Raw genomic sequence first — 6,688 nt, forward strand, 5'->3', positions numbered from 1 at the left:
GCCGCGGTGTTCTTCGCGCCCGGTCACGACCCGTCCGAGTGGCTGGGAGGCTGGTGGCCCGAAGCGATCATCGCCCAGCGTGCCGCGATGGCGGCGACCGACAAGGAATCGTGGTGGACGGTCGCGCCGTCGCCGCTGCTGGACGTACAGGCCGGTGAGGACGTCTTCCGTCCGGCCGAGACCCGCAGCGAGCTCGTCGACGAATTCGGCGCCGACAAGGTCACCACGGCCCTGATTCCGGGCTGCGGGCACGCGCTGATCCCCGAGGCTCCCCACGACGTCGCGCGAGTGGTCGCGGACTGGATCCGCACCCTCGACTGACCCCGGTTCTCCCGAGCGAACCTGCCGCCCTTCCGAGCGAACCCCGCCCCCTTCCGAGCGAGTGGCACATTCGGTCGGTCTGAGGAGACGAGCGGTACATTCGCTCGGAAAACCGCGGGCCACAACCACACCCACGACCCACAGCACGAGACGCCGAAGGGCCCCGCACCTTGCATAGGTGCGGGGCCCTTCGGCTACTGCCGTGTTACGCGAGGGTCTTGGCGATGCCTCGTTCGATGGCGGCGATGATCTGCGGACGCAGTTCGGCTGCCGGCACGATCCGGTGCACCGAACCGACCTCCTGGGCGCGCTGGATGTTGTGGATCGCCTCGAATTCGGCGGCCACCTCACCGAGCTTCTCCGACCGCACCGCGGTGCGCAGCGTCGCGAGTTCGACACCGAGGCGGGCCTTCTCGCCGTCCTCGGCGGCGGCGAGCTGAGCCTCGAGTTCGACGACACGGGGGTCCGACGCGGTGCGCTTGTTCACGTCGCGGGTGAACACGACCGCCGCGGCGGGTGCGCCACCGAGCACCGACGCGAACGAGCCCTCGACCGCGAGCACTTCCATGTTCTCGTTCAGTGCGCCGGAGAACACCACGAACGCGCCACCGTGGTAGCGGGAGACCACGACGAACACGATCGGGCCGTCGAAGTTGACGATGGCTCGGCCGATTTCGGCGCCGTTCTCGAGCTGCAGGTTGCGCAGCGACTCGGGGGAACCGTCGAAGCCCGACAGGTTCGCGAGCACGACCAGCGGCCGGTTACCGCTCGCCGCGTTGATCGCGCGGGCCGTCTTCTTCGACGACTTCGGGAACAGCGTGCCCGACGTCCACTGGTCCGGTCCGTCGGTCGGGAACCAGCCCTTGCGGGCGATCGCGCGGGACTCGATGCCGACGACCGTGACCGCGTGGCCACCGAGGTGGGCGTCGAACACCACGGAGGTGTCGGCGTCGGCCATGTCGGCCCAGCGCTCGAGCACCGCGTGGTCCTGGTCGACGACGGCGCGCATCACCGTGCGGATGTCGAACGGCTTCTTGCGATCCGGGTTCGTCTCCGAGGAGAAGATGTCCCCGACGGTCGTGAAGTCGCTGGACGGGTGCACGTGCGGGTACACCCGGACGTCGCGGTCGATCGGGTCGTTCGACTCGGCCTTGCGCGGGAAGCGTTCTCCCGGTGCGAGGTACGCGTGCTCGTAGTGCCCGAACAGGATCTCGACGGCGGCCGAGACGTTCGGTGCCCAGTACTGCGCCTGCCCGTTCGGGCCCATGACGCGGTCGTATCCACCGATACCGAAGTTGTCCTCGGCCGAGACACCACCGGAGTAGTCGAGCGACTGCTTACCGGTGAGCACCATCGCGCTGTCGGGGGTCATCACGAGGATGCCCTTGGTGTGCATGAGCATCGTCGCTTCGGCGTTCCAGTACGGCTGCGCGCCGACGTTGATGCCGGTGACGACGACGTTGATCTCGCCGCCGTTCTGCGTGAACGTGATGATGCGGCGCAGGCCACGCGACACCCAGTCCATGTTCTCGGTGCCGGAGTCCATCGAGATGGTCGCGCCGGAGGAGAGGGCGAACCATTCGACCGGGGCGCCGAGCTTCTCGGCGAGGTCGATCGCGGCGACCATGCGGGAGCACTCGGCCTCGGCGACCGTGCCGAGCGCCTTGGTCGGGTCGCCGAACAGCGCGACACGGGTCATGCCCTCGGGGTACCGCGCGGTCTTGGTGGTGACGACGCCGACGATCAGGCCCGCGGTGTTGCGGCCGTACGGGCGGTCCACCGGTACGAGCTCGCCGGAGGCGTCGAAGTCGTATTCGACGAAGCTGCCGTTGCCCTTGGTGAGCAGCGGAACCAGCTCGTACGGGTACACCGTGCCGCGCGCCCGGGAGCGCTGGACCTTCTGGGTGTACTCGTCGAGCGGCTTCAGCGGCTCCTTCGGCGGCTCGGTCACCCGGGCGACGACGCCGGCGCCGGAGCGGTACGAGAACCGCAGCGCCACTTCGCGTGCCGGGGATTCCGGGTTGTCGCGCAGCCAGCCGATGACGGTGATCTCCTCGAGCCCGGCACCGACGGTGATCGGCGCCGCACCCTGCCCGACGCGCTTGAGCTCGTCGAGGGTCAGTTCGACGACCGGCCACACGAACAGCACCACGCGGTTCGAGTCGAGGCGGCGGTTGCCGCGGGCGGCCTGCGCCCGGCGCATGCCGTCGAGGCAGCTGGCCAGCGCCCGCTCGAACGCGGGCAGCGCCACGATCGCACCGGTCTCGTCACGCTGCGGCGCGATGTCGCGGACCTCGGCGAGCGCGATGAACCGCTCGTCGGACGGATTCTCGTTGGCGACAAGGTGGTACAGGTACGTGTCCGGGTTCGCGGGCAGGCGGGTGCCGACGAAGTTCTTCAGCCGCCACAGATCCAGTCGCTGACCGGTCAGCGGGTGGATGTCGCGGATGTTGTGCTCTTCGGCGTATCCGCTGGCGAACGGGCGGAACGTGAAGACGTGCTCCTCGGCGGTGTCGGTGTGGCACACCGTGACCGTGACGCGGCGAGCCGTGGCGGTGACCGGGCGGGCGAGCAGCTCGGTGCGCAGCGCCTCGGCCTGGGCGTCGGCGTCGGCCGGGGCGTCGTTCCACGCCACGTACAGGTCGACGACGAGGTTCTCGATGCTCGGCAGCGGCTTCGCAGCGGCCTCGACCGAGTCGAGCGCGGCCGACAGCTCGGCATGCCGTGCCTCGGCGGAGATGAGGTACAGGCGGGTGCCGCGCAGGTCGAAGTTTCCGGTGACGAACTGGCGGCCGTCGACCGTGTAGGACTGCACGTCCTCGAGGGTGCGGATCTTGTAGGCGCGGCGGGTGATCACCTCGAGCAGCGGTCCCGGCACCGATTCCGGGCGGGTGATCTGCTGCGCGAGCAGGTCGATCAGCGGCTCGGGCGTCGCGACGAGGGTCTCGATGCGCTGCGCGTAGTCGGCGGCCTGAGGGTTGTCGGCGAGGTACGCGAGGCTGCCGCGCACCCCGTCGTACACCTGCTCGCGGGCCTTGCGGATGACCGGCTCCTCGAAGAACCGGAACCGCAGGTTGCGGGCGGCGTCACCGATGAGCGGGTAGCGCACCTGGGTGGCGACGATCAGCCGGTCCAGGACCTCGTTGAGTTCGTGCGACAGGCGCGGGGTCTCGACGTTCGCGAGCCACCGCTCGAGCAGCGCCGACACCACCGGCACCGCGGTCTCGATGCGCTGCTGCGCCAGGAACAGCCGGTAGACGGCTTCCTCGAGTTCGCCGGTGCGGTCGAGCGAATCGACGTCGTAGTGACGCAGTGCGCGCGACAGGCGGGTGCGGAAGCTGTCCGGCAGGCCGCCGACCTCGACGTCGAGGGACTGCAGGTAGCCGTGGAAGTACTCGCGGGGGCTGTGCACCCGGTTGTCGCCCGACTCCTCGTCCTGCGTGGGCCTGTTGCGCGAGAGCTCGCACACGTCCGCGAACGTGGTGAGCAGCGACAGCTCGGCGCGGACCAGATCGCACTGCTTGCCGGCCTCGCTGCGCAGGCGGTCGTACTCGCTCAGCAGGGTCGCGGTGCGCTTGGCGGACACGTCGTAGCCGGTGATCAGCGCTTCGAGGGCGTCGATGCGCGCGAGGGCGTCGGCACCGGCGTCACCGGTGATCGCGGGCGCGGGGGCCGGGAACTGGACGCGTTCGACGACCGCGGTGACGGTCTCCTCGGCGACCTGGTCGACGCGCAGCAGCGGAGCGCCCGCGTCGACCTGCGAGTTCACGACCGCGAGGACTTCGCGGACCTTGCCGGCGAAGGGTGCGCGGACGGCGGTTTCCATCTTCATGGACTCGAGCACCACGAGCGTCTGGCCGGCCTCGACCTCGTCGCCGACGGCGACGGGCACGGCGACGACGACGGCGGGTGCGGGCGTGCGCACGACACCGGCCTCGTCCTGGCTGATCTGGTGGCTGACACCGTCGACCTCGACGAGGAAGTGCGCGGGTCCGGCGATGGAGACGACATGGTGGCGATGTCCGGCGACCGTCACGCGCGATTCGTACTCGCCGAGACGATCGACGTCGACATCCAGTTCGCCGCTGCCGGTTTCGACGCGGTAGCGGTGCGGGCCGACCTGGCCGACGAACAGCTCGTAGGCCTGACCCTGGTAGCTCAGCTCGATCTTGCGGCCGACGGTGTGGCCGGCGCGGGGGCGGCCGCCACGCGCGGAGGTGAGGAACGCGGCGCGCTCGCGGGCCTCGTCGGCGTCGTACACGTCGATGGCGGTGGAGATCAGCGCGACGTCCGCGACCCGGCTGGGGCCGGTGGCGGTGCCGGCGCCGGTGCGGTCGAGCCAGCCGGTGTCGGCGGAGGCGTCGATGACCTCGGTGCGGTCGAGCAGTTCGAGCAGGAACGACTTGGTGGTGGTGCCACCGTCGAGGACGACGGTGGTCTCGCGGAGCGCGGTGCGCAGACGGGCCAGGGCCTCGTCGCGGTCACGGCCCCACGCGATGATCTTGGCGACCATCGAGTCGTAGTCGGGCGGGATGACGTCGCCCTGGGCGATACCGGTGTCGACGCGCAGACCGGAGCCGAGCGGGAACTTCAGCAGCTGCACGGTGCCGGGCGCCGGAGCGAAGCCGTTGTCGGCGTCCTCGGCGTTGAGGCGGGCCTCGACGGCGTGCCCGAACTCGGTGGGGCAGTCGCCGGGCAGGGCCTCGCCGGCGGCGACGAGGATCTGCAGCTTCACCAGGTCGATGCCGGTGGTGGCCTCGGTGATGGGGTGCTCGACCTGCAGGCGGGTGTTGACCTCGAGGAACGTGAAGATCTTCAGGTCGGGCTGGTACAGGTACTCGACGGTGCCGGCGCCGCTGTATCCGGCGGCACGCACCAGGTCCGCGGACACCTTGCGCAGGTGATCGGACTGCTCCTTGGTGAGCAGCGGCGACGCGGATTCCTCGATGACCTTCTGGTTCTTGCGCTGGATGGAGCAGTCGCGCACACCGGGTGCCCACACGTTGCCGTGGTTGTCGGCGATGACCTGCACCTCGACGTGGCGGGCGTCGGTGACGAGACGCTCGATGAACACGACGGGGTCGCCGAAGGAACGCTCGGCCTCACCCTGGGTGCGTTCGAGGGCGAGTTCGAGCTCGTCCTCCGCGTACACCTTGCGGATGCCGCGACCGCCACCGCCGGAGCGGGCCTTGATGATCAGCGGGTAGCCGATGGCCTGGGCGTGGCGGCGGGCGTCGGCGCGGTTCTCGACCGGACCGCCGGACCACGGCGCGACGGGCACGCCGACCTTCTCGGCGAGGATCTTGGCTTCGACCTTGTCGCCGAGCAGGCGCATGGCTTCGGCGGACGGGCCGATGAAGGTGATGCCCAGCTTGGCGCACAGGTCCGCGAACGCGGGGTCCTCGGCGACGAAGCCCCAGCCGACCCACACGGCGTCGGCCTTCGCTTCGATGAGGGCGCGCTCGAGCTCGGCGTGGTCGAGGTAGGACGTCGCGGCCGTGGTGGACGGCCGGAGGGTGACGCCTTCGTCGGCCTGGCGGACGAACATGGCCCGCCGTTCGGCGTCGGTGTGCAGCGCGATCGTCTTGATGTCGTAGTTGTGCTCGGAGTTGAGCTCCCGGACTGCGCGGATGAGACGGACTGCCGCCTCACCCCTGTTGACCACTGCGATCCGCTTGAACATACTCGTTGCCACCGTTCTCCAAGGTTGTGCGCGCTCGTAGCGACGCTCGTCGAAACTCCGCCCCGATGAGGAAGACAAATTAACCGATCAGAACGCCGACAATGTCACGAATTGACAACGCGGACGTGTGCATGTGATCGATCGACTCCTCATGATGGGCAAGGCAGGTCATGGGTCCGAAGTGCCAGGACGACCCCGGCCCGGCGGACGGCTCTGCGGCAGGTTTCCCGCCACATTCGGCCATCGTCGTCGATGACCGCCCCTGCACGGGTAATCCTTCCGGTAACAAGCATGGACCAAACATGAGGGTTTGTCACGTTTTGGATGTCGACACCCTGGGGGTCTTGCGCATCCACCCTTCGTGTGGTGGAAAGCGTTGCGCAGAGCGCGAATTGGACTTTCGATGAAGGGTCAACCATGCGGAGTGTGGCGAGCGTCACGCACGTACTCCGGGGTAACACCGACGGGTAACCACGCGGCCGGTGCCGATCGGGAGGTTACCCGCCGGTATCGCCGTCACATGCCGTCGGCAACTTGACAAATTCATCCATCTGTCAAGAAAGAGCACGACAAATCGGGCGGAATCCGCGACTGCTGTGACCCATCTCACGCAATCCGACCCGGCGGTCTGCAAAACGACGGCACGTCGACGGGCCGCTTTCGGTGCCTCGCGGGCGGTGTCCG

General features: G+C 69.0%; 2 protein-coding genes. One reads left to right on the plus strand and one right to left on the minus strand.

Going from position 1 to position 6,688, the window contains the following annotated elements:
• Positions 1-235 (plus strand): hypothetical protein (locus tag I0Q12_RS33775; protein WP_374068776.1); only part of this gene is annotated, 235 nt, incomplete at its 5' end.
• Positions 236-526: 291 nt separating this feature from the next.
• Here the strand turns inward: I0Q12_RS33775 and I0Q12_RS24435 are convergent.
• Positions 527-6,004: a carboxyl transferase domain-containing protein gene (locus tag I0Q12_RS24435; protein ID WP_197255586.1), complete on the minus strand. Its 5,478-nt coding sequence runs from the start codon at positions 6,002-6,004 to the stop codon at positions 527-529.
• Positions 6,005-6,688 lie beyond the last annotated feature (684 nt).

Source organism: Rhodococcus sp. CX, from assembly GCF_015865005.1.
Taxonomy (GTDB): domain Bacteria; phylum Actinomycetota; class Actinomycetes; order Mycobacteriales; family Mycobacteriaceae; genus Rhodococcus.